Source organism: Prosthecochloris sp. (assembly GCA_015482705.2).
Lineage (GTDB): Bacteria > Bacteroidota > Chlorobiia > Chlorobiales > Chlorobiaceae > Prosthecochloris.
On record JADMLA020000022.1, the window covers coordinates 60,410 to 84,871 of the forward strand.

General features: G+C 47.1%; 23 protein-coding genes. 2 read left to right on the forward strand and 21 right to left on the reverse strand.

What is annotated here, in order from left to right:
• Positions 1-4: 4 nt before the first annotated feature.
• The 10 genes from QZ209_RS05215 to QZ209_RS05260 all read right to left on the reverse strand — a co-directional run bounded on the left by QZ209_RS05215 (position 5) and on the right by QZ209_RS05260 (position 12,439).
• Entirely contained in the window at positions 5-1,555 is a 1,551-nt protein-coding gene (locus QZ209_RS05215) for a glycosyltransferase family 39 protein (protein WP_294345302.1), read from the reverse strand.
• On the reverse strand, positions 1,539-2,153 hold the full coding sequence (locus QZ209_RS05220) for a phosphatase PAP2 family protein (RefSeq protein ID WP_294345304.1): 615 nt from the start codon (positions 2,151-2,153) through the stop codon (positions 1,539-1,541). Before QZ209_RS05220 ends, QZ209_RS05215 begins: the two co-directional genes overlap by 17 nt.
• Positions 2,154-2,515: 362 nt before the next feature.
• Positions 2,516-4,264, reverse strand: coding sequence for a thiol reductant ABC exporter subunit CydC (cydC, locus tag QZ209_RS05225; RefSeq protein WP_294345306.1), 1,749 nt, complete (start codon positions 4,262-4,264; stop codon positions 2,516-2,518).
• The gene (gene cydD / locus QZ209_RS05230; protein ID WP_294345308.1) at positions 4,261-6,003 is read right to left on the reverse strand and encodes a thiol reductant ABC exporter subunit CydD; all 1,743 of its coding nucleotides are present in this window, start codon (positions 6,001-6,003) and stop codon (positions 4,261-4,263) included. The genes cydC and cydD overlap by 4 nt, the downstream gene beginning before the upstream one ends.
• A gap of 136 nt (positions 6,004-6,139) precedes the next feature.
• A complete protein-coding gene (gene cydB / locus QZ209_RS05235; protein WP_294345434.1) occupies positions 6,140-7,162 on the reverse strand; it encodes a cytochrome d ubiquinol oxidase subunit II in 1,023 nt (340 codons plus the stop codon).
• Positions 7,162-8,535: a cytochrome ubiquinol oxidase subunit I gene (locus QZ209_RS05240; protein WP_294345309.1), complete on the reverse strand. Its 1,374-nt coding sequence runs from the start codon at positions 8,533-8,535 to the stop codon at positions 7,162-7,164. Before QZ209_RS05240 ends, cydB begins: the two co-directional genes overlap by 1 nt.
• A gap of 69 nt (positions 8,536-8,604) precedes the next feature.
• The gene (locus QZ209_RS05245) at positions 8,605-9,024 is read right to left on the reverse strand and encodes an Hpt domain-containing protein (RefSeq protein WP_294345312.1); all 420 of its coding nucleotides are present in this window, start codon (positions 9,022-9,024) and stop codon (positions 8,605-8,607) included.
• Between the two features lie 250 nt (positions 9,025-9,274).
• Positions 9,275-10,336: an S-methyl-5-thioribose-1-phosphate isomerase gene (gene mtnA, locus QZ209_RS05250; RefSeq protein ID WP_294345314.1), complete on the reverse strand. Its 1,062-nt coding sequence runs from the start codon at positions 10,334-10,336 to the stop codon at positions 9,275-9,277.
• A 20-nt stretch (positions 10,337-10,356) separates the two neighbouring features.
• A complete protein-coding gene (locus QZ209_RS05255; RefSeq protein WP_294345316.1) occupies positions 10,357-11,178 on the reverse strand; it encodes a purine-nucleoside phosphorylase in 822 nt (273 codons plus the stop codon).
• A gap of 43 nt (positions 11,179-11,221) precedes the next feature.
• A complete protein-coding gene (locus QZ209_RS05260; protein WP_294345319.1) occupies positions 11,222-12,439 on the reverse strand; it encodes an aminotransferase class I/II-fold pyridoxal phosphate-dependent enzyme in 1,218 nt (405 codons plus the stop codon).
• A 142-nt stretch (positions 12,440-12,581) separates the two neighbouring features.
• Between QZ209_RS05260 and QZ209_RS05265 the strand changes: the two genes are divergently transcribed.
• Positions 12,582-12,749 carry a hypothetical protein gene (locus QZ209_RS05265; RefSeq protein ID WP_294345321.1) on the forward strand — a complete coding sequence of 56 codons (168 nt, stop codon included), beginning with the start codon at positions 12,582-12,584 and terminating at the stop codon, positions 12,747-12,749.
• Here QZ209_RS05265 and QZ209_RS05270 read toward each other — a convergent pair.
• The 8 genes from QZ209_RS05270 to uvrC form a co-directional block, all read right to left on the reverse strand.
• A complete protein-coding gene (locus tag QZ209_RS05270) occupies positions 12,724-13,419 on the reverse strand; it encodes a YggS family pyridoxal phosphate-dependent enzyme (RefSeq protein ID WP_294345324.1) in 696 nt (231 codons plus the stop codon). The genes QZ209_RS05265 and QZ209_RS05270 overlap by 26 nt on opposite strands.
• 11 nt (positions 13,420-13,430) lie before the next feature.
• A complete protein-coding gene (locus tag QZ209_RS05275; RefSeq protein ID WP_294345327.1) occupies positions 13,431-13,925 on the reverse strand; it encodes a peptidylprolyl isomerase in 495 nt (164 codons plus the stop codon).
• 56 nt (positions 13,926-13,981) lie between these two features.
• Entirely contained in the window at positions 13,982-14,692 is a 711-nt protein-coding gene (locus QZ209_RS05280; protein ID WP_294345332.1) for a tetratricopeptide repeat protein, read from the reverse strand.
• Between the two features lie 79 nt (positions 14,693-14,771).
• Positions 14,772-15,575 (reverse strand): TatD family hydrolase, encoded by an 804-nt coding sequence (locus QZ209_RS05285; RefSeq protein WP_294345335.1) that lies wholly within the window; start codon positions 15,573-15,575, stop codon positions 14,772-14,774.
• A 7-nt stretch (positions 15,576-15,582) separates the two neighbouring features.
• On the reverse strand, positions 15,583-16,062 hold the full coding sequence (lspA, locus tag QZ209_RS05290) for a signal peptidase II (protein ID WP_294345338.1): 480 nt from the start codon (positions 16,060-16,062) through the stop codon (positions 15,583-15,585).
• A gap of 76 nt (positions 16,063-16,138) precedes the next feature.
• Positions 16,139-17,020, reverse strand: a complete 882-nt coding sequence (aroE, locus tag QZ209_RS05295) for a shikimate dehydrogenase (protein ID WP_294345342.1) — start codon at positions 17,018-17,020, stop codon at positions 16,139-16,141.
• 18 nt (positions 17,021-17,038) lie between these two features.
• Positions 17,039-18,439, reverse strand: coding sequence for a tetratricopeptide repeat protein (locus QZ209_RS05300; RefSeq protein ID WP_294345345.1), 1,401 nt, complete (start codon positions 18,437-18,439; stop codon positions 17,039-17,041).
• A 139-nt stretch (positions 18,440-18,578) separates the two neighbouring features.
• Positions 18,579-20,492, reverse strand: a complete 1,914-nt coding sequence (gene uvrC / locus QZ209_RS05305) for an excinuclease ABC subunit UvrC (RefSeq protein WP_294345348.1) — start codon at positions 20,490-20,492, stop codon at positions 18,579-18,581.
• Between the two features lie 135 nt (positions 20,493-20,627).
• Between uvrC and QZ209_RS05310 the strand changes: the two genes are divergently transcribed.
• The gene (locus tag QZ209_RS05310) at positions 20,628-20,765 is read left to right on the forward strand and encodes a hypothetical protein (protein ID WP_294345350.1); all 138 of its coding nucleotides are present in this window, start codon (positions 20,628-20,630) and stop codon (positions 20,763-20,765) included.
• 150 nt (positions 20,766-20,915) lie between these two features.
• On the opposite strand, the gene QZ209_RS05315 is transcribed toward QZ209_RS05310, so the two are convergent.
• The 3 genes from QZ209_RS05315 to QZ209_RS05325 all read right to left on the reverse strand — a co-directional run bounded on the left by QZ209_RS05315 (position 20,916) and on the right by QZ209_RS05325 (position 24,290).
• Entirely contained in the window at positions 20,916-22,685 is a 1,770-nt protein-coding gene (locus QZ209_RS05315; protein ID WP_294345353.1) for a sodium:solute symporter family protein, read from the reverse strand.
• Between the two features lie 40 nt (positions 22,686-22,725).
• Positions 22,726-23,001, reverse strand: a complete 276-nt coding sequence (locus QZ209_RS05320; RefSeq protein ID WP_294345355.1) for a DUF4212 domain-containing protein — start codon at positions 22,999-23,001, stop codon at positions 22,726-22,728.
• Positions 23,002-23,189: 188 nt separating this feature from the next.
• Positions 23,190-24,290, reverse strand: a complete 1,101-nt coding sequence (locus QZ209_RS05325; protein WP_294345358.1) for a hypothetical protein — start codon at positions 24,288-24,290, stop codon at positions 23,190-23,192.
• Positions 24,291-24,462: the final 172 nt, after the last annotated feature.

The following is a 24,462-nucleotide window of genomic DNA, read 5'->3' on the forward strand; positions in this document are numbered from 1 at the left end:
CGCCTCAAGTGGCGGAATCGGGAAGTTTTGCTAAAACAATGCCGTTTTTTTCATAAATGACGATAGGGTTTTGGAGCTTTTGGAGGTATTTGACATTCGTAAGGACAATTTCCCCAGGCTCCGGTCTCCGTCTTTCGGTCAAGGTTTCGGAATATACTAAAAAAGAAGGGTTATTGATTTTCCACATAACGATTTTATAACCGCTTTCTTTTGCGATATATGCGGCTTCTTTTACCGGTTCCTGCAGGAGTCTCGCAGCAAGAGGCATGATGTGGAAATTGATTGTAAGGCAGAAAACAATCCCCCCCGCAATAAAACGGTTCCGGACAGATATACCGGGGAGAAATGAGCATCCGATGACTGCAGCGGCTGCGACTGAGAGCAGTAACAGGTGTCCAGACTGTTTCATGAGCACGGTTGCGCTCTCGAGAAGAGCGGAAATATAGAGGTCATCGGTATGTATATGAGAAATAAGCAAGGGTACACATGCGAGCAGGAGAAGGATGGTTGCTGGCCACAGGTTGATCAGGAAGGCCCGGCGGATTGAATGCAACCCCTGAGCCATAAGAATGAACAGAGGGGTATAGCCGTAAATGATGTAGTGGGGCAGTTTTGTTCCCGAAAAGGAGAAAAAGATAAAAACAAAACTGAACCATGTCAGCAGATAGCTGTTGAGGGGATCGGCTGTCAGGGACCGTATTTTTCGGAAAACCGGCCCGAGCAACCCCGTAGCAGGTGAAATGCCGAGAAGAAGGACAGGGATGTAATACCAGAGTGAGCCACCATGTTGTTCCATCGGGCTGCTGAATCTGCCGATGTTGTGCTTGAAAAAGAAGCCTTCAATGAACGCCATTCCCTGGTCCAGGTATTCAAGAGTGTACCATGGTAAAACGATAATAGTGAAGAGGAGTATTCCTGCAGGGTTGAAAACTGCTTTCAACCATGTTCGAAGGTCTCGCTGGAACAGAAAAAAAATAAAGGAAACAGCTGTCGGTATCAGTATTGCAACCGGTCCTTTCGTCATGAAGCCGATACCTATAGCCGCAAAGGTAAGCAGAATATATCCCTGTTTCCGTTCCTTGTAGTAAAGAAAAATGGAAAACATACCAAGGGCTAGAACAGCGTTGAGCAGTGCGTCGGCAATTGCTGCTTTACCGATAATGGTCACTTGAAGGGAAAGTGCCATGGTAGCGGTAGCGGCGAAGGCTGTGGATCTGTCAAACGTTCTGCGGGTGAAAAGATATATGGCGCTTCCCCAGGCGGTGGAGGCGATCGCTGAAGGCAGACGGAAAGCGAATTCACTGAGCCCGAACAGTTTGACGCTCAGTGCCTGCAGCCAGTAGATCAGAATCGGTTTGTCGAAACGTGGCTCTCCATAGAGATAGGTCGTAAGGTAATTACCGCTTGCCAGCATTTCACGGGTTGCTTCGCTGAACGCTCCTTCATCGACGTCAAAAAGGGGTGCTGAACCCAGCCCTGCAAAAAAACTCACTATGAAAAGAGCTGCCAGTAGAAGAACGTCCCATCGGGAAGAATGTTCAGAATGGTTTGTCATACATGGTTTTCCGGAAATATTTGTTGTAAAGCAGGATGGTTGTGGCCAGACCGAGGATTGAGCCGGCAATGACATCACTGAGCCAGTGTTGGGCAAGAATGATTCTGCTCGCCGCAACAATACCCCCTACGATATAGAAAAATATTTTGTAGCGTGGGAAAATCAGAGCCATCGCAGAGGCTGCTCCCAGCGCTGTGGCTGAATGTCCGGAAGGAAATGATTGCCAGGCATACTCGATGTGAAAAAAATCAAATCCATAGATTTGATGGTGATCAAAAAGCCGTGGCCGTGCTCTGCCGAGAAGGCTTTTAAGAGTATAGGCAATGATTCCCGACAATGCAACGGAACTCAGGAGCAGCAGGCCGCCACCCGCATTGAGCGGATCTTTTTTTCTGTAGAACAGCCATAAGAGTAATCCCCCGGCAAGGTACCATTGAGATTCACCAAGCCGTGTGATCTGCTTGAAGATCTGGTACAGCATGCTTTCCCGGAGATCGAGAAAAAAATCGGTAACAGGACGGTCAAGCCAGATATAGCTTGCAGTACAAACGAGGATCAGGGTAACAAGACCTGTGATTGCCGAGACGGTTTTTGACATGAACAAATTAAGTAAAAAGTCGGGTATTCTACCAATACGGTAGGATAACTGCGAGGGTTTTCTTCAACGATGTGCCGAATTGTCAGAAGTTTTCTCTCGTACGGGACACGACGCTATGACAAGACACGATACCTCCGTTTTTTGAGAGTAGTATAAGGATAAGCATAACTCGTTGCAAGCGGGGAGTTAAGCGTTTACTCGTTCGAGTGGAGGTGTGTTCTTCTCATGTCGAGAGGCAGGTTTCGGGTTGAAGTGCAGGGCGAACAGAGAACAGAGACTGGCGTTTAGGGGGTATGAGGATTTCGATCCCGGCTTGTCGGGACCAACGAAGTAATCGAGGTGCAGGAAACAGAGAGGAGCCTCTATGAGTCGGTCAGGAGTTCAGAAGGGGTCTGCCGGTGCTGCAGTGACCACATTGAAGCGTAGAGACCGTTTTTTTTCAAAAGCTCATGATGAGCACCCTGCTCGACGATACAGCCTTTTTCAAGAACAACTATCTTGTCGAACTGTGCCATGTTGCGCAGGCGATGAGTGATAACGAGCAGAGTCTTTGCGGGTTGTTTGTTGCATAGTCCCAGAATGCTCTGTATCACACTTTTTTCAGTGACCGTATCGAGATTTGCCGTTGCTTCATCAAGAACGATAATCGGTGCATCCTCTAAAAGCATTCTTGCAATTGCCATTCTTTGTCTTTCTCCACCGCTCAGTTTCATGCCGTGTTGCCCTACCCATTGATCAAGCTTGGTTGTAAACGATGAGAGCCCGGCGTATGTCAGTGAATTTTTCAGTTCTTTGTCATCTGCATCCGGTTTTGCCAGAAGCAAGTTTTCCCTGATAGAGGTGCTGAAAAGATAGGTTTTCTGGCTGACGATACCGATGTTTTTGCGGATTGTTTCCGCATCGAGGTTCCGTATGCTTCTATTGCCTATAAAGATGTTTCCCTGTGACGGTTTCCAAAAACCCAACAGTAAGCCGGTTATGGTCGATTTTCCCGCTCCACTTGGTCCGATAATAGCGACTTTTTCTCCTGCTTCGATCTGTAACGACAGAGATGAGAGCGCAGGGGAGAATGTTTGTGGATAGGTGAAAGATATGTTTTCGAATTTGATGGAACAGTTGGCCGGAAAGGGCTCTTGGTGAAGAGGGGATGGAACAGCAGGTTTCGTGTCTACAATTTCAAAAAGTCTTTTTCCGGCTGCAGCACTGGTTTCGAGATGGTGAGTGGCATCCGGCAAGGGGAGAAACGCTTCGAAAGACGCCATGACAGCGATAATGATGACAGCAGTATAAATTCCATCGATGGTGCCGTTGGATACCTGTGGCGTCAGGGTCCATAAAAGGGCAAGAACGGCACTGTTCATCAGGAGCCCGATCAGCGGTTCATGCAATCGTTGAATGAGTGCCTGCTTTCTTTGCAGCTTCAGTTCATCTGTTTTCAGTCGATACAGTTTTTCCATATGATCATCGAGCCGGTTGAAAAGCATCAGGTCGCTAAGGCCCTGCACAAAGTCGATAGTCGTACTCTGCAGTTCTGCCTGGATTCCGGCTATCTTTGTTGCCGTTCCCCGGTTGATGTGCCCGGTAAAAAGCGGAATACCTACTGCTGCAAACGCATGAAAACAAAGTAGTGTAATGGAAAACATCGGAGAAAAGCTCCCCAAAAGAAACCAGAGCAGGGCCGAGATCATGATTGCTGTCAACGGGGGGGCGATGACACGTGAATAGAGGTTTTCGAGTGAATCAATGTCTTTTGTTATTCTTTGCAGAAGATCCCCGCTTTTGTATTGAAGAAGTCTTGCCGGGGCGAGAGGTTCGAGGGATTCATAAAACCAGACCCGTAATCCCGAGAGGATTTTGAAGGTTGTGCTATGAGAAACAAGTCTTTCTATATAACGGAGAACACCTCGTGCCAGACCGAAGAGTCTGACTCCGGCAATACCGAGCTGGAGTTCGTGAAATGGCGGTTGCAATGCAGCTTTGGCGATTATATACGCTGAAGACATAAGCAAGCCTATACCGCTTCCGATTGTGGCGAAACCCAGAGTGGCGGCAAGAATCATCCACCAGTGATATGTCCGAATGATACCAAGAAGCCTCAACAGTTCTTTCATGATGTTGAATCCTCCTCGAAAACCAGTAAGGCGCTTTTGTAAAAACCTTCTTCTTGCAAAAGGGAAGAATGTGTTCCGGATTGTATGATAGATCCTTTGTCGAACACAAGGATTTTGTCGGCGTTTTCAACCGTGCTCAAGCGGTGAGCGATCAGTATGGTTGTTTTGCCTTCGACAAGCTGGTTCATCGATGCAAGAAGCTGCCTTTCAAGGCCAGGGTCGGTGTGAGAAGTAGGTTCATCGAGAATGAGGATCGGTGCATTTTTCAGGAATGCACGTGCAAATGAGAGGCGTTGGGCTTCTCCTCCGCTTATTCCGGCTCCCTGTTCACCTACAGGCGTATCGAGTCCTTTGGGAAGAGAGCTGATAAAGGGGCCGAGGCAACTGTACTCGATCGCTTGCATCAGCTCTTGTTCAGAAGCATCCTTGTTTGCAAGAAGCAGGTTTTCACGCAGACTTGTATTGAAAATATACGGGTGCTGTGGTACCCACGATATCATTTTTTGCCATTCATTACGACCGATCTTTTGCAGATCGGTCGTTCCGAGCGTGATGTTCCCCTTTTGGGGATCGATGAAGCGCAGGAGTATATTGATGAATGTGGTTTTACCCGCTCCACTAGGGCCGGTCACTGCCGTGACGCCGTCAGGAGCTATCCTGCAGCTGACATTTTTCAATGTGTACGAACTGTCTCCGGTATAGGAAAAAAAGACTTTTTCGAAAATAATCGGCTCCTTCGATATGGCCGGTAAAGATGAGGGAGTGGCTACTGATGTTTTCTGAAAACCTTTTTTTTCGAGCACGTTGAAAATATCTTTTGCAGCACTCGTTCCTTCCATTCCTGCATGAAATTTTGTGCCGAGCTGACGAAGTGGGAGATAGAAGTCAGGGGTCAGTAGAAGAATAAAAAAAGCGGGCTTGAAGGCTATCGATCCTGTGAGGAGCCGCAAACCGATTTCTACAGCAATGATTGCCGTACTGATGGTGCTTACAAGTTCGAGGGCTAAAGAGGAGAGAAACGCGACTTTCAGGACCTTCATAGTGGAATGACGGAAAGATTCGCTTATTTCGGATATGGAGCGGACTCTTTCTTTGCTTCTTCCAAACAGTTTCAGCGTTGTCAGTCCCTGGAGTACATCCAGGAAATTACCGCTCATTCTCGAGAGGGTCTGCCACTGTTTTTCAGTTGCTATCTGTGCGGCTTTTCCTATGAGTACCATAAAGACCGGAATGAGAGGTGCTGTCACAAGTAAGATGAGCGCTGTCAGCATATCTGCAGGAAATACCGCGAATACGATGAAAAGAGGTACAAGGATGGAGAGTGCTATCTGAGGAATGTACTGGCTGAAATACGGATCAAGAGCCTCTACACCTTTGAGGAGTTTCGTGCTGAGTTGTCCACTCCCGATCGATTCCGTGTATGGAGGCCCAAGGTCGGAGATTTTGTGAAGCAGCTGTTGATGAAGCAGCTTTTTTATTTTCAGGGTTCCCCGGTTTGCTTCGCTCTGGCTGGCCCAGTTTATAACGGTTCGACAAATGCTTACGATTCCAAAAAGCCCGAGTAAGCCAACAATATGAACAAGCTCGACGTTTTCCAGAAAAACGGCACTGATAACACTGCTCAGGAGGGCTGCCTGGCCGATCAAGAGAGCACCTCCAAGAGCACCGAGTACTACCGATGCGATAAAGGGGAGCGGATATTGCTTTACCAGCAGAAGAAGCCGTCTGTCAAGATTCATGATGATGTCTCGTTTTGCTTCGACTAATGGTAAGCAATTAATTTGGAGTGTACAACGGGAGCCGGAATGGTAGGCCGAAGAGCACAGAAGGTTTCCGGTTGAAAGTCAACCGCATGCTTCGCTTCTGACACTTTTGTCAATACTCGAGTTCCGAATCGGTCCCGAGCCTTTTACGAAAAATCCAGTATGTCCATGCTTGATAGATCAGCACGATTGGGACGAATATCAGTGCGACGATGCTCATAATGCTCAACGTATATGCAGATGAAGAAGCATTGTAAATAGTCAGGGTCCATTCCGGGTCAAGGCTCGATACCATGACTCTCGGGAAGAGGCCGAGAAAGATGGTAATGGTTGAAAAGGCTATTGCAGCGCCGGTCATGGCGAATGCCCAGCCGCTTGCATTGTTTTGCAGAAGAACAATGACCGAGGCAAGTGCAACGACACTGAAAACCGGTACAATGCCGGGGTTGATTCCGAGTCGTGCGAACAGATCGGTTTCTAGAAACGTATAGACGGTAAAGGCAAACGACAACAGTGTGGCAGGTGCCCAGCATTTTTTTGCGAAACTCATCGCCCTTTCATGTAATGCGTCTTTTGTTTTCAAGGTGAGAAACACCGAGCCATGAAGAGTGAAAATGCTGAAGGAAGCTATACCGCATATGAGAGCGTATGGGTTGAGAAGATCGAGAAATCCTCCAACATAATTCATGTTCCGGTCTATTGGAACTCCCCTGATGATATTGGCAAGAGCTATTCCCCACAACAGGGCCGGGACGGCGCTACCGAAAAAAATCCCCCAGTCCCACAGGTTTCGCCATGTGGGATTATCGCTTTTACTGCGGAATTCGAAGGCTACTCCCCTGATGATGAGTGCGACAAGCATCAGTATCAAAGCGAGATAGAAGCCACTGAAAAGGGTTGCATACCAATGTGGAAACGCGGCAAACATTGCTCCTCCCGCAGTAATCAACCAGACTTCGTTTCCATCCCAAAAAGGGCCAATGGTATTGATGACTGTACGACGGTCGCGATCATCTTTGCCGAGAAAGGGGAGCAGGATACCTACGCCGTAGTCGAATCCTTCCAGAAAGAAGAATCCGGTGAAAAGTACTGCAACGAGAACAAACCAGATCGTTTGTAAGGTTTCGAGATCCATCATATTCTCCCTTCGGTTGTTTCCAGAGACGGAAGTCCGGCCACTGCAGATTTTTTAATCAAATAAATGTCGGCAAGAGTCAGGGCGCTGTAAATCAATACAAAAACAATCATCGAAAACATGACTTCGCTACTACTGACAACAGAGGCCGGAGTGACGGCGTCTTCGGTTCTCAGTAATCCGAAAACAATCCACGGCTGACGTCCTATTTCAGCTAGAATCCACCCGGTGGAGTTTGCAAGGTAGGGAAACAGAAAAGACCAAAGCAGCAACTTTTCTACCCATCGAGGAAACGCATAGTTATTTCTGATCACATACAGTAGTGTCAGAGACGCTATGATGAGCATCAATGTTCCTGCTCCCACCATCAGGCGGAAGCTCCAGTATGATATGGCTATGGGAGGGATGTAGTTCCCCGGTCCATAGGTGATTTCGTATTCAGCCTGCAAATCCTTGATCCCTTTGACTTCGCCTTCGAACGAGTTGAAAGCCAGGAATGAAAGCAGGCCTGGGATTCTTATGGAAAATACGTCCCTGAGCTCCTCTTCGTTTCCGATTGTAAAAAGCGAGAAACTGGCGGGGTTTTCAGTTTCCCAGAGAGCTTCGGCGGCAGCGACCTTCATTGGTTGTGTCCTGAGCAGATCTTGCATCTGGGTGTGCCCGGCTAGTGTGACAAGTATGGTACCGACAAAAGCATAAACCGCTCCGTATCTGAGTGATTTTTTAAAAGGCTCGTTGTTCCCCTTGTTTCTTGCAAGATGGAAGGTGCTTATGGCGATAACAAGAAATGCTCCGGTTGTAATTCCCCCGGCAATGACATGTGGAAACTGAACCCAGACGTGCGGGTTGAAAAGAAGAGCCCAGAAATCGGTCATTTCTGCCCTTGAACCGTCTTCAGTCAAGCGATATCCGACGGGAGACTGCATGAACGAGTTCGCGACAAGAATCCATAAAGCAGACAGGTTCGATGCAATCGCTACGATCCAGATGGTTGTGGCATGAAGTTTTTTGGAGAGTCTGTCCCATCCGAATACCCATATGCCGAGAAAGGTTGATTCGAGGAAAAAAGCCAGCAAGGCTTCGATGGCCAGAGGGACTCCGAAAATGTCTCCTACGAATCGGGAATATTCCGACCAGTTGAGTCCGAACTGGAACTCCATAACAATTCCGGTAACGACTCCGACTGCGAAATTTATCAGAAAAATATTACCCCAGAATTTAGTCAGTCGTTTATACATTTCGTTGCCGGTTTTCACATAGGCAGTTTCCATAATGGCAACGAATATCGAAAGACCAAGGGTCAGCGGGACAAAGAAGAAATGGAATACTGAAGTCAGAGCAAACTGCAGCCGGGCCAGAAACAGTGCTTCCATGAGAGTGCTTCTTTATGAAATGTTACAGAAAATGCGCGCAAGGTTCCAATGCACAAGAAAAATATGAATTTAACCGGATTTTTTTTGCACCGTTTCTCTGATCACTTTTTTAAGGGTTTCTATATTTTCGAGAAGTGTCGGAAGAAGTGCCTCTTGCTCTGTCCGGTCTTGCGTTTTTCCGGATTTTTCCATTGCATAAGCGCTTTCATACAGGGCAGGTGCACTGATGTTGCCTGATTCGCCTTTGATCATGTGCCCAATCTGCCTGATTGTTTCATGGTCACCCGATTCAACGGCTTGCCGGAGCTTTTCGGCGTGTTCTCCGATTAGCTCGGTAAATTCTTCCAGGATACTCATGGCGAGTTCTTTATCTCCCATGACGCGATCGAGAAAATCGTTGTAATTGAAAACCTGCAATGAATGACCGGATGACTCGCTGTGTTGAGATTCCTGTTCTCCGGTTTTGTCTTTCTTTAACCAGTGTTTCATCTCTTAATTGAATGTTCTGGGTGCAAAGCCTGCTTCTGTGTGCGACAACCCTTCTACGGGGAAGGCTCTTTCCGAACGTCTCATGATCATTATTGCAAGAAAATTAAAAGTGTAGGGGGCTGTGGGATACAACATAACGCTTGATTTCCTCAGTACAGAAGGTTTTCAGCTGTAAGAAAAAGTATAACGAACAATTTTGGAATAACAAAGGGGAGCTCGCTCCCCTTTGTTAGATTGTTTAAAAGAAGGTTTAGGCTATGAGCTTTTGCAGATCCTCGACGTAATTGCCAACCACAGCTTTTTTATCTGTGACGATGCCACGGATGTACTGGTTGGGGGTTACATCGAATGCATAGTTCAGCACAGGTGTGGAAGGTGTTGCAACCTGGGTTCCGAAAATTGTTCTGAGTTCATCGGCACTGCGTTCCTCGATTGGAATGTGTGAACCGTCTTCGATGGTTATGTCGATAGTCGATACCGGTGCGGCAATGTAGTATGGAATGTTATGAGCCGCCGCGCTGACAGCATGGGCGAATGTCCCTATTTTATTGGCCGTATCACCGTTTGCCGCAATTCTGTCGGCTCCAACGATACCGAAATCAATCATACCTTTCTGCATGAGAAACGCTGAGGATGAATCCGAGATCGACAGGAACGGGATGTCTTCCTTTTCGAGTTCCCATGCGGTCAGGCGAAGTCCCTGGAGCAAAGGCCGGCTTTCTGCCGTGATTACTTTTTCAATCAGACCTTCTTTCCATGCCTGCTTGATGACTCCCAGAGCTGTCCCTGAACCACCTGTGGCGAGTGTGCCTGTGTTGCAGTGTGTCAGGACGTTGAGTTTTCTGGTGTTGAGTGTTTCTGCAAGATCCTGTCGAATGAGTTCCACACCGTATCGAGCCATGGAATCGCAATTGGCGATCTCGTCAGTATGTATTTTTCTTGCAGCAACAAGCATTTTCGCAAACAACTCTTCAAGGGTGTCCGAAGTGAAGCTGGTGTCATAAACAGCTTTCATACATGCAGTTGCGAAAAAAAGATTCACAGCGGTTGGCCTCGACGCCTCGACGTCTTGAATGAGTTTTTCGAAGTAAACCGGAAATTCTTCCTTCGTTCCCTGATAACTGTTCAGGCCAAGCACCACGGTATAGCCTGCGACTATGCCGATGAGGGGGGCGCCTCGTACAGCGAGAGTTTTTATGGCTTCAATAGCGTCAAGATGGCTTTTTGTTCTGATATACTCTTCTTTCAATGGCAGAAATCGCTGGTCGAGGTAGCCGAGAGTATTGTTTTCGAAAGAAACTGCGTCGATCATTGTTATTGCGTATTTATAGGTTAAAGTCGTTCGACAACGTTCTTGAAAATGGTTGTCATTTTCGGTTCCGCTTCATTTGATACTTCAATGATTTCCTCGATGCTGACCGGTTGGAGGCTGTCGGGAAAACATTCATCGGTAATGATCGACATACCGAAAACCTCGGTTCCCTGGTGAACGGCGGCGATGACTTCCGGTACGGTTGACATGCCAACAACATCCGCACCTATGGTTCTGAGCATGCGATATTCTGCACGGGTTTCGAGACAAGGACCTGAAAGAGCGACATAAACTCCTCGCTGAACCTTGATCTTGTTTTCAAGGGCGATCTGCTCTGCCAGATCGAGAATTTTAGGAGAGTATGGAGCGCACATATCGGGGAATCTCGGCCCGATTTCCTGATCGTTCGGTCCGATAAGAGGATTTGTTCCCAAAAGGTTGATATGATCATCGATGAGCATGATATCGCCTTTGTTGAATGCTGGGTTGAGACCGCCGCAGGCGTTGGTGATGCCGAGGGTTTTGACACCGAGATGTTTCATGACTCTGATGGGGAACACGATCTGGTGCATCGAGTAGCCTTCGTAAAAGTGGAAACGACCCTGCATGGCGACTACCTTTTTTCCGGCAAGTGTTCCAAAGATAAGTTTGCCATGATGGGTTTCAACTGTCGATATAGGGAAATAAGGGATATCTCCGTAATCAAGCGACAGTTCTACATCTATTTCTTTGGCCAGTGCGCCGAGACCGGTTCCCAAAACAATTCCGACAGGATATTCTTCACTGGTTTTCGAACGGATAAACGAAACAGCTTCCTGGATTTTGGCACGTTGTTCGATCATGATAGATAGTTTGGTTTTATGGTAAAATGTTGGTGAAAAAAGGTTATTGATATTGTTTTATGAAATCGCCGAGGTCACTGTAGACTTTTTTCAGCGTTGAAACATCGGGCAAAAAAACAACCCTGAAAAATCCCTGTAAAGGGTCGGTTCCGAACCCGGAGCCATGCACGAAGAGAATTTGTTTTTCCTGTAGAAGCTTCAGTACGAATTCTTCATCGGAACGGAACGGAAGCATATCGAGATCGACTTTTCCCATAACGTAAAACGCTCCTTTCGGATTGTTACAGCTGATACCAGGGATTGCATTCAGCATATCGACTGTAACATCCCGTTGAGCGTACAAACGTCTCATAACGCATTCAATATAGTCCTTTCTCAGTTTCATGGCGGCTTTTATGGCATATTGCGGAGACATCGGGGCACAGAGTCTTGCATCTGCGAGTTTGATAAACGCGAAATGCACATCCGGAATAAGATGGCTGTTTGTAATTGCGAGCCATCCGATTCGCCATCCCGGCGCCATATAGTTTTTAGAAAGGCTGTCGATAGTGATTACCGCGACATCGCTCTCTGCCATCGAAGCAAGAGGAATGTGTTTTTCTTCATAGACAAGCTTGTGGTAGACTTCATCGGTAATGATAAGCAGGCGGTGTTTGCGGGCTATCGCGACCAACTTCCCGATCAGTTCAGGAGGATACAGTTCACCTGTCGGATTGTTTGGATTGATAACGACGAGAATCTTGGTCCGAGGGGTTATCTTGCTTTCAATTTCCTCCGGATCAGGGTACCAGTTGTTCGCCGGATCGAGTTTATATTGAATTTCCCTGGCGTTCAGTTTGGCGATTATCGCGTTGTAGAGTGGATAACCGGGAGAAGGGCAAAGTACTTCGTCTCCAGGATTCAACATCGCAGTGCAGACAAGATCTGCAGCCTCTGATGCGCCGAAGGTTATGATGATGTTTTCAGGAGAGGTAGGAATGCCTCTTGAAAGAGCATCTTCAGCAATCGCTTCAACCGCATCCTTTTTTCCGCAAGAAGGTGAATAGCCGTTATGTCCCTGCCTCAAAGCCAGTACCGTAGATTCTATGAGTTCTTCGGGTGGCTGAAAACCATACAGTATCGGGTCGCCTATATTCAGGTAGGTAACTGTTTTCCCTTGCTCTTCCTGGTCCCTGGCTTTACTGACAATGTTACGGATCGCATAATGATAATTCTGGACACGCTGCGCTGGAATAAAGACAGGTGAATTTGAATAAGGCATATGGTAACAGAACCCAGACGTTTAAGAACTTCCGTTCGAAAGCAAAGATCTTGCAAAATAATCAATCTTACAATATAAAATCCTGAATCGATCGATTCAAATCGTGCCTGATAATAAGTGATCGTTACAGTGCAGGATTCACATGCGGGAAACAGTACCGTCCCGCAAAACGGATGTTTTGATCCTGCAGGGATCAATTCGACAAGTCATTGTCGATGAGTATTCGTTTTCCCTTTCGGTAGAACTCTCCAGACAGCAAGCCATCAAGCAGTTCAACAATTTTTTTATCGTTGCCGTGAACCGAAAATAGCGGTGCCAATGCGGATCATGGTTGCCCCTTCCTCTATGGCGATGTCATAATCCTGACTCATACCCATGGAGAGTTCTGTGAGCAGGTCCGGCTCAGGAGAGGTTCTCCTGAGCTGTTCAAGCAGATCTGCCAACATGCGGAATTCGTGTCGGGCTTTTTTTCTGTCAGGAGAGGCTATGGTCATGAGTCCTCTCAAACGAATGTTCGGTAGATTGAAAAAGTGAGCCGCCTCGGGAAGAAGTTCAGCAGGAGGCAAACCAAACTTGGAAACTTCTCCGGAAGTATTTATCTCGACGAGATAATCGACAATGACGTTTTTTCGCGTTGCCCGTTTTGAAAGTTCTTCGGCTGTCCCAAGTCTGTCGATGCTATGAACCAGAGATACTTTTCCGACAATTTCTTTAACCTTGTTAGACTGAAGGTGTCCTATAAAGTGCCAGTGCAACGGTAATTCCGAAAGCTGATCGGAGCTTTCTTTTGCAATGAATTCCTGGACATAACTCTCGCCGATATCCAACTGTCCTGCATCGTAGGCTTCTTTTATGAGGGCTGCCGGCTTGGTTTTCGAGACAGCGATCAAACGGATTGCCGAAGGATTACGCCCGGATTTCTTACAAGCAGATCGGATTTCTTCATGTATCTGTTCGAGATTATGCGCTATGTTGTTCAATGTATTCTCGATTATGCAGGATCATTGATTATCTCAATGGTCTCGATGGTTACAGGATCCAGAGGATTGTCGTTGAAATCTTTTTCAACAACTGCGATGTTGTCAACAACATCGATCCCCTCGACTACAGTGCCGAATACGGTATATTCCCCATCAAGAAAAGCATTGTCAGCCTGATTGATATAAAACTGACTGCCGGAAGACGCTTTTTGCGGGTTGTTGTCTCTTGCTGCAGCAAGGGTTCCCTTGACATTCGGGTGTTTGATTTCTGCCGGGATGCGGTAGTCAGGGCCGCCAGTGCCATGCAGCATACGGTTGTCATCGTTTCGTGACAAAGGGTCACCGGTTTGGATCATGAAACCTTCAATAACGCGATGAAAGCGAATACCGTCATAGTAGTTTTCACTGACGAGTTTTTCAAAGTTTTGTTTATGCTGAGGGGTATCATCGAACAATGATACGGTGATATCGCCGAAGTTGGTTTTAATCTTGTACTTGGTCCTCATTGTGACTGCTGTTAGTGTGGAGTTGTCGAAGAGAAAAAATAGAGATTTCTTTTGCTCTATAGATCTACGTTTCCGGTTTTTCCGGCAATTGCCAGCAGGGACTCCTGTACTTTTGCCGTTGCGGTGAAACCGGGATATTTTCTGATGATCCGTTTATAGAGATCGACAGCCATGTCTCTGTTGTTCAGCAAAAGATAGGTGTCTGCCGCATCTGAAAGGTACGATGCTTTCAATGCATGGTTTAGAGCTGTTTCCGATGCTTTTTCAAATGCTGCAGCTGCTTCGGAATAAGCCTTTTTATGAAGAAGGCTGGCGGCTTCACCTGCTTTCGCGGAAGCTGCCAGGTCACGGTTTTTCCCTGTATAGGTCCGATAGTATGTCATGGCGGAATCTGCCTCCTGTAGAGCCAGAAAGCTGTCTCCGATCAGCACTTTTGCATGGTTTCCACTCGGCGTCGATCCGTATTCCCGGATGATTTTCCGCAGACCGGTCATGGTGCTGTCTCCGTCAACGGCTTGCTGCCAGTTTCCGTTATCGACATGTGACTCGACTTGTGAAAGTAGGCGATAGGCGGCAATTTCGTCTGAATTGCGTTGTTGCTGATAGAAAAAAAGGCCCCCGGCAATCACGATGACACCCAGAGTCGCCCCGATTATCAGGTTTTTATTGAAGATAAAAAATTCAAGTAGACGATCAGCCTTTTCGGCATGGTCGTCGGTTTCAATTGGCGGTATCTGTCCTTCCGGTCTTTGCTCTGACTGTACCATATCACGTGTCGTTGTTTTAACCTGCTAAACGATAAGTCCCGGTCACCAACCTAAGCAAGTCTTTGCGTATTTCAAAGTTTCATCTGTCTCTTTTTTCCTCAAATTTCTTTGTTGCTGTGGGTATGGCGAACAGGTTCATTGCTGTGCGTTTTATTGTTTCAGCCGTTGTTTCGAGAGGAAGCTCTTTGATCTCTGCAATCATTTTTGTTACGAGCCCAACATAAGAAGGTTCGTTGCGTTTTCCCCTGAAAGGAACGGGCGAAAGCCATGGGGCATCTGTCTCTGTTAGAAGGTCTCCTGTATCAAGAGCCTTTACGACGGTGGGAAGCGTCGATTTTTTATAGGTAAGGGTGCCGGGGATGGATATCTTGAATCCAAGCCCGATGCATTCACGGGCAATTTCGGTATTGCCTGAAAAACAGTGCATGATGCCTCGGAGGTTCGAAGCTTTTTCCTCCCCGAGTATGTTCAGGGTATCTTGCCAGGCATCTCTGCTATGAATTACAACAGGTAAATCAAGCATTTTCGCCATCCTGAGCATTGTACGGAATGCGGCTTTTTGCTGTTCAGGGTCGTATTCATCATAGTGATAATCAAGGCCTATTTCACCAATGCCTACTACCTTCGGTGAAGCGGCAAGCGTTTCGAGTTCACTGAACGTTGTTTCGGTTACGATGCCGGTGATATCGTGCGGATGCAGTCCAACCGTCGAGTAGATGAAACTGTTACGGGCAGCCAGTTCGATCGAGCGTTGACTTGTCACGGCATCGGTGCCGGGATCTATAAGCAAGGATACTTGTTGTTCCTTCAACCTTTTAATGACCGCATCCCGATCGTTGTCGAAATCGGGAAAGGACAGGTGGCAGTGGACATCTACGAACATGGTTCATTCATTGGTTGAAAATACGGTTGTACAGAAACAAAAGAAGACAGGCTCCGATGGTAATTGCGGAGTCGGCGATGTTGAAAACAGGCCATAGTGATACCCAGGATCCGAAGAGATATCCTTGATAAATATCCACATGAATGAAGTCGACTACTCTGCCTACTGTCGCACGATCGATAAGGTTGCCTATACCGCCACCTAGAATAAGTCCGAAAGTCACAAAAAAAGAGGGTTTGCGATTTTTCGACAAAACGACATAAACGAGCAATGCCGCAAGGATAAGTGTGGTAATGGTGATAAGCACCGCCTGTGAACCAAGAGATACGCCGAACGCTATGCCTGAATTTTCCGTGTAGGTCAGCTTCAGCCAGTTGGCGATGAGTGTGATGCTGCCCTCGTTCTGCATCAGATAATCGACAGCAAGTTTTTTTGTGAACTGGTCGAGAGCGACAACCAGAATCGCAATCAAGAAAAACAATAACATGATTTGTGCAGGTAAGGTATTATCAAAAAGAATAGAGGATGGTATTCGAAATATGGTCGTAGGTATGACATGTTTTTCAAGAAAGCCGGCTATCTTCTGCGAGCATTTTCCGAAGACTCTCTTTGACCGAAGCTGCCGGCATTTGTTTGCCGGTCCAGATCTCGAACGACCGTGAAGCCTGGGCGACAAGCATCTCGATTCCGGGGATGGTCACTGCACCTGCATGAGAAGCCATTTGCAACAGCCGGGTGTCTATGGGATTGTAGACCATATCGAAAATAATCTGATTCTCGTGAATTGCTCCCGTACCATCAGGGATGATGCTGTTGTCATGTTCCGAGTTCAGCCCCTTCGTGCCGATTGGAGTCGCATTGATCAAAAGCTTACAGTGACCGATCGCCGGATAGTCATCGAATGGGTGGATTGAGAATGGTATCGGCGGAACCTTGTTCAGGAAATGATGACAAAGCGCCTTGCCTTTTTCCCTGTTTCTTGAAAACAGGCGGATGACCGAAGGATTGAAATTGCCGCTTAGTGCCTCAACAGCGGCCATGGCAGCGCCGCCATTACCGAAAATCCCTACAGGCTGTCCTATTATCATGGATTTGTATGGCTCGAGAGGTGTAGCGATTCCCGCAATATCCGTATTATACCCTACAAGATTTCCTTTGTCATTGACGATGGTATTGACTGCGCCTACTGTTCGTGCTTCGGGAGAGAGTTTGTCCATACAGGCAACAACATCTTGTTTGTACGGGATCGTGACATTGAAACCTGCTATACCGAGTACTTTCGCTCCTTCAAGTGCAGAGGGGATCTGTTCAGGTGACGGAATATTGAAAATCGTATAATGATAAGGCAGCTGCAGGATTTCCGCAGCTACATTATGAATAAACGGCGAATAGGAATAATCGACGTTTCTGCCGATCAGGCCAAGAATTTTTTTTGCGCTGTACATACAGTCAGGTACCGATGCTCAAATTATGCCAAGTATTTTGCGAATGGAGTCCTGATTGTACAGCTCAGGAAAAGTGCTTTTGAAAAGTTGTTTTTTCCCTGGATCGATGGTGAACGCTTTTGTCAATGCACTGATGGTACTTTTTTTATCACCAAGAGCGAAATAGGTTGCAGCTATTTCAAAATGTGCTTCAGCAGATTGAGGTTGAAGTTGCAATGATTTTTCAAGTGCATTTATGGATTCAGTATACAACGATGCTTCTCGAAGAACAAGGGCGTAATCAACCCATATTTGCGGTGATTCAGCTTCCAGCTCAAGGATTTTCTCATACGTTTGAATCGAAAAATCAAGCTGCTCCATATTATAATAGGTCTCGGCTTTCAGCAAAAGAAAATCGACCGATCCAGGAATATACTCGAGCGCATGATTGATGGATTGCAACGCCTTGTCGTAAGCTTTATCGGCCTCATAACAACAGGCGAGAGCAAACCATGCGTCGGCAAAATCCGGCTTCAGTTCTATACAGCGTGAGTAATGGGAGATAGCGCTGTCGTATTCTTCAAGTTCTTCGTAAGCGATTCCGAGGTTGTAGAGCGCATTGATGTCGTCGGGTTCGAACTCGATTGTTTTAAGGTAACTCTCAGCAGCTTCTTCTATTTTACCTGTTATCGCCAGCACGTTTGCCCGATTATACCATGCGGAACTGAAATCATCCGCGATGGCTATTGCCATATCGTAACAATCGAGAGCCTCGTCGTATTTTTTTAGTTTACTGAGGACAAGTCCCTTGTTATACCAGGCATTGACGTTATATGGGTCCTGATCGATGGTTTTCTGATAACAGACAGAGCTTTCCTCCATTTTTCCAAGGACATCCTTGCAGAAGGCCAGTTCATACCAGGCTTCGGAAAAATCAGGTTCAAGTTCAAGGCATTTTTCCAGGTATGTTTCTGACTCTGTGTAACGTTCCAGTTTTTGTAAAATCAAACCGCGGTAAAAATACAGCTCTTTTTCCAGAGACGAGTCGAAAAAAATTGAATCGAGTTTCTCGAGAGCTGCCTGGTAATCGGCAGTATTGAAATGTGCAAGAGCGAGGTTCAGCATCATTTCACTATCCGCTGGACTGAGCAGGGCAGCTTTGGCGAACGCTGTCTTTGCATCATCAAAAAAACCGTTTACCGTCAAACAGTTTCCTAAATGAAACCATGATTCGGCATTATAGGAAGCGATTTCGGCCAAATGACGGGCGACAGTCAGTGCGTCCTGATGTTTTCCCTCATCATTGAACTGATTGATTATCTCAATCAGTTGCTCACTATCGTATATGGATGATAAATCGAGATCGTCAAGTTGAACTTTTCCGAAAGAACCATTCGTGTCGTAATTGCCGCCTTCATCAAAGAAGTCAAGGAAGCTCATAGATGTGGAGTATATTTTCTTCTTCGTTACCCTCTACTACATGTCAAAATAAATATACGAGATTTTTTGCAAAAAGAGAGCTTCACAGAAAACCCTGCCAAACAATCCTTCTGTCGCTCGGCGGTGTGCCGTATTGCCGTCATGTGTCATCGTTTTTTTCTGATTTGTTCCTTTCGTAGAAGAATTTCATGATGGATTCCGCCATTTTGGGGCCGATCACTTGCTGCAGCTCTTCCTGTGAAGCATGTGAAACCCGTTCGGCCGAACCAAAATGTTCCAGAAGCTTCATGGCGCTTTTTTCACCAATTCCCGGGATATCGGTCAGAGACGTTGTAAGCGTGCGTGTCGTTCGCAGTTTTCGATGGTAGCTGATCGCGAAACGATGAGCTTCATCGCGGATTCGCTGTAAAAGTTTGAGCGCCGGTGAGGTTTTAGGCAGATTGAAAGGATCTCCGATTCCCGGTAGAAAGATTTCTTCAAGGCGTTTTGCAAGGCCGATGACCGGTATGTTGATTTGCAGCTCGGCAAGGGTTTTCCAGGCAATGTTAACCTGGCCTTTTCCGCCGTCGATAACGATGAGGTCCGGGGACGGGAGTTCCTTGGAGAGTTTACCGCTGTAGCGGCGAACCAGCGCCTCGTGCATGGCGGCATAGTCGTCGGAACCTTCGACACTCCGCAATTTGAATTTCCTGTATTCGGATTTTCTCGGTTTTCCATCGGTAAAACACACCATTGAACTGGTATAGTCACTGCCTTGAAAATGAGAATTGTCGAAACATTCGATTCTTTTCGGGAGACGTTCGAGATGGAGTGTCTCCTGCAGGGCTTCGAGAGCAGGATTTTCCCGGGCAATTTCGCCGCGTTTTTGTTTTTCTATCAGGTATTCCTGTAAATGATGGCGGGCATTTTCCTGACACATCTCTACAAGTTTCGCCTTTTCTCCTCTTTGCGGAGTAATGAAGCGTATCGATTTGATAGCCGAAGCTTCTTGTTTTTTTTTGTTGAAGAGCAGTGTGTGAAGAGCTTTTCGGTCTTCTTCAGGAAGCGCGGCCTGTGTGAAAATTTCCTGCGGAATAAGGTCCGGAGTCTCCAGGTAGTATTTTTCAAGGAACTTCGACAAGAGGTTTGCCGCCGGTTCTTCTTCAGTATTTGAAAAATACATTCTCTGCGACCCGAGCAGTTTGCCTTCTCGAATCTTAAAGACGATTCCGCATGCGTCGTCCCCTTGCCGCGCTATTGCGAAAACATCACGGTCAACCGGGTCGTTCGTTACAACTTTCTGGCGTTCGGCATATTTTTTCAAGCCTTCAATCTGCAGTTTCAATTCGGCAGCCTCTTCGAACTTGAGTTGTTCGGCACATCGGTACATCTTTTTGCTCAACGAGCGAACCAGGTCGGAAGTTTTGCCTTTCAGCAGCCTGATAACTTCATCGATCATACGATTGTACTCGGTTTCGGATTGAAAACCTTCACACGGTCCCTTGCACTTTCGAATGTGGTAGTCCAGACAAACCGTGAATTTTTTTTGTCGGATGTTTTCTTCGTTCAACTTGAGCTTGCAACTTCTTACCTGAAATATCGAACTGATCAGCTCGAGCACTGAACGGAGCTGTCGGGCTTCGGTGTAAGGCCCGAAATATGTAGAACCGTCTTTTTTTACATGCCGTGTAATGAATATCCTCGGAAATGGTTCATTCGTTATTACCAAATAAGGGTAGGTTTTATCATCCTTGAGATTGATGTTGTAGCGGGGCTTGAGCTTCTTGATGAGGTTGTTTTCAAGAATGAGCGCTTCGACTTCGGAAGAGGTGATGATGACCTCTAGATCGGCAATATGATTGACCAGAATCCGGGTTTTTCCATATACCTGGTTACCGCTACCGAAATATGACCGGACTCTCGAACGCAGGCTTTTTGCTTTTCCGACGTAGATAACGTTTCCCCTGGAGTTCATAAACTGATAAACACCCGGGGTGTGCGGCAGGGCGGCGACTTTTTTGTCCAGCTCTGCTTTCGGGTTCGGATTTTTTCTCTGATCAGCGGAATTTAGCATGTAAGGTTGTGTCTGCACCTCTTGAAATCTGGCTCTCGAAAACCAAAAGTAAAAAAATAAACGGTATTACAGCCATACGGGTAGCTTTGCGGGGTAAAACGTTCGAACCCGTGAGGACATTCGCACAGGTTGCCGGTGGTGGTTTCAGGGATTTTCAAGGATGTCGATGAATTCCCCCGTGTCGAGCCCGGTGATGACGCAAAGGGAGAGTCATGCAGGGCTCGATCCAACATCCTTAGTGAACAGCAGGAACACGAATGGATTTCAGGGTAAAGTCAGCAGAATAATTGTTTTGGATTTCACATGGCGGGTCCGATGAGCACAGTCATGAAGGGGAGTCGAACTGTTACGATTGCTGGTTCACAATAAAAAAGGCGCGAGAACATCGCGCCTTTTTTCGAGCATTTCCTCAAAATACAACAATCAGTGCATGGAAGCTTCACCTGCCCCTTTTGGATACCTGAGGCTGTCGACCAGTTCCTGAATGTCTTCCGGCGGTGCCGGAGTGATTTTTGCAACAATGAAGCTTACGGTGAAGTTGATAATCATCCCCACGGTACCGATTCCTTCTGGTGAAATACCGAGGAACCAGTTTTCAGAGGTATTCGCAGCAGGGTTGATGAATTTGAAATAAATAATGTACGCGGCAGTGAAGATAATGCCGGTTAACATGCCGGCAATCGCGCCTTCCTTGTTCATCCGTTTGTAGAAAATGCCGAGGATGATGACCGGGAAGAACGATGACGCAGCAAGACCGAATGCGAAAGCAACGACCTGCGCGACGAAGCCCGGAGGATTGATCCCGAAATAACCGGCTATAACCACAGCAAAAGCAACGGCGATGCGGGCTATCATAACCTCCAGTTTCTCGTCCAGGTCGGGATTGATCTGTTTCTTTATCAGGTCATGCGCGACGGATGTCGAGATAACCAGAAGCAGACCGGCTGCCGTGGACAAGGCTGCAGCAAGTCCGCCAGCTGCGATGAGTGCGATGACCCAGGCCGGAAGGTTGGCGATTTCAGGGTTTGCCAGAACCATGATGTCCCGGTCGATATAGAGTTCGTTGCCGTTATCGGTGAGCTCGTTCGAGATAAGCCGTTGACCTTCTGCGCCTTCACCTTCTGCAAAAACAGGTTTGCCGGCGAAAGCCTTGCCGTTGACATACTGGATGGCGCCATCATCGTTTTTATCGACCCAGGCAATGAGGCCGGTGCCTTCCCAGGTTTTGAACCATGAGGGAAGCTCGGCGTACTGTGTGTTGCTTACGGTGTTGATGAGATTGAAACGTGCAAATGCCGCAACAGCCGGAGCGGTGGTGTAGAGCAGGGCGATGAAAAGCAACGCCCAGCCTGCGGAAATACGGGCATCACGTACTTTAGGAACCGTGAAGAAGCGTACGATAACATGCGGAAGCCCGGCGGTACCGACCATCAGCGCAAAGGTGATGAAGAAGACGTCGATCATAGGTTTGCTACCGTCGGTGTAGGCCGTAAAACCGAGTTCCTGGTGTAGGCCGTCGAGTTTGTCGAGCAGATAGCCGCTGCCATCGGTAAGCATACTGCCGAAACCCTGCTGGGGAAGAGGAGTGCCTGCGATCAGCATCGAGATAAATATTGCCGGAACCATGTATGCGAAAATAAGCACACAATACTGGGCAACCTGGGTATAGGTGATGCCTTTCATGCCACCGAGAACCGCATAGAAAAACACAATGCCCATTCCGATGAGAATGCCGATGTTGATCGGGACTTCAAGGAATCTCGAGAACACCACCCCTACACCGCGCATCTGACCTGCGACATACGTAAACGAAACGAAAATCGCACAGATAACCGCAACGGTTCTGGCTGTATTCGAGTAGTAGCGGTCACCCACGAAATCTGGAACGGTAAACTTTCCGAACTTTCTGAGATAAGGGGCGAGAAGCAGGGCAAGTAACACGTAACCGCCTGTCCAGCCCATCAGATAGATGGAGCCGTCATAACCCATGAAGGATATAAGACCGGCCATTGAAATGAATGACGCTGCCGACATCCAGTCAGCTGCCGTAGCCATGCCGTTGGCAAGAGGGGGAACGCCTGCGCCGGCGACATAAAACTCTTTTGTAGATCCGGCCTTTGCCCATATCGCAATCCCGATATAGAGTGCAAATGTCAAGCCGACAATAAGATACGTCCACGCTTGTACATCCATAATTGTTAATAATTAGTTGAAAAAAATTGCAATGGAATGGTTAATCCTCGTGTACGTCATACTTTTTGTCCAGCCGGTTCATCAGGCTGACATAAACGAAAATCAGGACAACAAACACATAGATGGAACCCTGCTGTGCAAACCAGAATCCCAACTTGAAGCCGCCTCCACCCGTCCATTCAGGAAAGCGGATGGTATCGAGTGGTTCGGCAAGTAAAATTCCGAAGCCGTAAGAGACAACAAACCATACAACAAGCAGTCCTATCAGATACTTGAGGTTTGTTGACCAGTACTCCTGTAGTTTTCCTTTTTCCATGACATCAATGGTTTAAGGTTGTTTGAATAGCGTCTTAAAAAAAAGAAGCACAACAATTTAAGAAGCATAATAATTTAATGAAAGAAACAATCCTTCGGAAGAACATGTCGTTGACGGTCGTTCCATAAAAAAAAGCCGCAGGTTTTCCTGCGGCTTTGCCGATCGACGATCGAAGTATCGGAGATCGTTTAGAACTTGACCTGTGCCCAGAGCTCCGTTCTCAGACGGTTGAATTCGATGGAATCGTTGTTGAATTCAGACGAGAGATAGCGGACAGTCGGTGACAGGGTGAAGCTGCCCATTGCAGACTCGTATACCTTGTAGTTGTACTGTGCCCAGACGAACATGTTGGCGTAGTTGTCCGAACGGCCATAGCTTTCGTCTTCCGTGCTGTTGTAATCAATCCAGGCTGTTACCGGACCGTGTTGCGCTTTGACTCTGAAGAGGTAACCGTCATAGTTGATATCATCTTCGTCAACGTAGGTGTAGAAACCGCTCAGTGTGAATTTGGTATCACCGGCCGGGATGACGACATTGGTACCGAATGTCCACGGCGTGACGTTTTCATAGTCTCCCCTGTGATCGACGCCTGAAACAATCTGTACAGGATTATACATGGAGTGAGATCCGATGAGATCGGAATCGGTTATGGCTGCAAGAACCTGCGGATCGATAGTGATGTCACCGATGTTTGTTTTGTAGATGACGTGAATAGCGTAAGAATCTTCGAAAACATCGTCTTCTGTCATGTCGTTGTCAAGCACGCAGAGCGTTGCGTTGAGTTCGCCGGGGCCGACCTTCGTACCATAGTTGAGCGCGAAAACGCGATCATTGTTGTACAGGAAGTACGGGATTTCGAGAGGCTGGAAAGGATAAACCGCAAGGTCGAAGATTGGATTGTTGAGACTGTTCAGCGGCATTTTTCCCATTGTGTAATGAGAGTGCTCCATCATACGGCCGAAGTAGAACTGGCTGATGCCGAAGTCTTCTGCAAGTGTTTCTGGAAAAGAATCGCCTTTTCCACCAACAGCGGCGAACCAGCCTGGCGATTCGCTGGCAAGCATGGCTTTGGCATAGTAGCCTTCACCGAGGTCGGCCGCTACATGCAAACGGACTCTGTAGAGCCAGTAGAGGTCGTCAGCCTGTTTGTTGAAATCACCTTTGAATTCGTAGCTTTCATACCTCGGGCGGACCATTGCGTCGCCGCTGAATTTGACGCTTGCCTCGGATGTGGTCACGAACGTGGCCATCATCGCGAGTGCGAAAACAAGCGATACTAGTTTTTTCATTGCTGCTTTTCTCCGTTAGGTTTTGTGTTGCTTCGAAAATAAAAGCATCTTGCCTGACGTGTTTGTGCAGGGTACAATGCTTTTCGGAAAGAACATGTACATGTAAACTTTTAATGTACATAAATTGGATAAAAAAAAGAAGTTACTTTTACCATCACATCGCATGGATAAA

Coding starts and splice junctions, on each gene's coding strand:
- QZ209_RS05215 (WP_294345302.1), bottom strand. CDS start 1,555: ATGACAAACCATTCTGAACATTCTTCCCGATGGGACGTTCTTCTACTG.
- QZ209_RS05220 (WP_294345304.1), bottom strand. CDS start 2,153: ATGTCAAAAACCGTCTCGGCAATCACAGGTCTTGTTACCCTGATCCTC.
- cydC (WP_294345306.1), bottom strand. CDS start 4,264: ATGAAAGAACTGTTGAGGCTTCTTGGTATCATTCGGACATATCACTGG.
- cydD (WP_294345308.1), bottom strand. CDS start 6,003: ATGAATCTTGACAGACGGCTTCTTCTGCTGGTAAAGCAATATCCGCTC.
- cydB (WP_294345434.1), bottom strand. CDS start 7,162: ATGGATCTCGAAACCTTACAAACGATCTGGTTTGTTCTCGTTGCAGTA.
- QZ209_RS05240 (WP_294345309.1), bottom strand. CDS start 8,535: ATGGAAGCACTGTTTCTGGCCCGGCTGCAGTTTGCTCTGACTTCAGTA.
- QZ209_RS05245 (WP_294345312.1), bottom strand. CDS start 9,024: ATGAAACACTGGTTAAAGAAAGACAAAACCGGAGAACAGGAATCTCAA.
- mtnA (WP_294345314.1), bottom strand. CDS start 10,336: ATGATCGACGCAGTTTCTTTCGAAAACAATACTCTCGGCTACCTCGAC.
- QZ209_RS05255 (WP_294345316.1), bottom strand. CDS start 11,178: ATGATCGAACAACGTGCCAAAATCCAGGAAGCTGTTTCGTTTATCCGT.
- QZ209_RS05260 (WP_294345319.1), bottom strand. CDS start 12,439: ATGCCTTATTCAAATTCACCTGTCTTTATTCCAGCGCAGCGTGTCCAG.
- QZ209_RS05265 (WP_294345321.1), top strand. CDS start 12,582: ATGCGGGAAACAGTACCGTCCCGCAAAACGGATGTTTTGATCCTGCAG.
- QZ209_RS05275 (WP_294345327.1), bottom strand. CDS start 13,925: ATGAGGACCAAGTACAAGATTAAAACCAACTTCGGCGATATCACCGTA.
- QZ209_RS05280 (WP_294345332.1), bottom strand. CDS start 14,692: ATGGTACAGTCAGAGCAAAGACCGGAAGGACAGATACCGCCAATTGAA.
- QZ209_RS05285 (WP_294345335.1), bottom strand. CDS start 15,575: ATGTTCGTAGATGTCCACTGCCACCTGTCCTTTCCCGATTTCGACAAC.
- lspA (WP_294345338.1), bottom strand. CDS start 16,062: ATGTTATTGTTTTTCTTGATTGCGATTCTGGTTGTCGCTCTCGACCAG.
- aroE (WP_294345342.1), bottom strand. CDS start 17,020: ATGTACAGCGCAAAAAAAATTCTTGGCCTGATCGGCAGAAACGTCGAT.
- QZ209_RS05300 (WP_294345345.1), bottom strand. CDS start 18,439: ATGAGCTTCCTTGACTTCTTTGATGAAGGCGGCAATTACGACACGAAT.
- uvrC (WP_294345348.1), bottom strand. CDS start 20,492: ATGCTAAATTCCGCTGATCAGAGAAAAAATCCGAACCCGAAAGCAGAG.
- QZ209_RS05315 (WP_294345353.1), bottom strand. CDS start 22,685: ATGGATGTACAAGCGTGGACGTATCTTATTGTCGGCTTGACATTTGCA.
- QZ209_RS05320 (WP_294345355.1), bottom strand. CDS start 23,001: ATGGAAAAAGGAAAACTACAGGAGTACTGGTCAACAAACCTCAAGTAT.
- QZ209_RS05325 (WP_294345358.1), bottom strand. CDS start 24,290: ATGAAAAAACTAGTATCGCTTGTTTTCGCACTCGCGATGATGGCCACG.